The organism is Gilliamella sp. B2717 (assembly GCF_026536675.1).
Classification (GTDB): domain Bacteria; phylum Pseudomonadota; class Gammaproteobacteria; order Enterobacterales; family Orbaceae; genus Gilliamella; species Gilliamella apicola_I.
On the sequence record NZ_JAFNNQ010000010.1, the window covers coordinates 1 to 358 of the forward strand.

1 protein-coding gene is annotated in these 358 nt (G+C 34.9%); it reads right to left on the minus strand.

Annotation, left to right across the window (positions count from 1 at the left end):
- The coding region (locus tag J3U35_RS02465; RefSeq protein WP_267359325.1) for a hypothetical protein at positions 1-358 on the minus strand (358 nt) is incomplete at both ends.

Here is a 358-nt window from a genome sequence, read left to right on the forward strand (position 1 = left end):
CTATTGCCTGTTTTAAATCGTCTGATTTTAATGCTCTGCGGTATTCGGTTAATTTATTCAGTTGTTTATATTTCTGATCTTTATAATGACGACCTTGTTGAAATAACATACTGCCTATCAAATTTTCGTAGCAATGATAGCCACCTTCAATGGCGTAATTAAAATACTCAATACTTTTTTCTAATCGCTCATCTGGACAGGGGCGTGCCATACCTTGTTCATCATACCCACAAAAACCCATTTGCCAACCTTTTTTAAAGGCAAAATAGGGATATTTTAAATCGGCAAACCGATCCATTAAATACCATTTTATTTGTGAACTTTTAAACACCTCTGGTTCTACTAACGGTTTACCTGT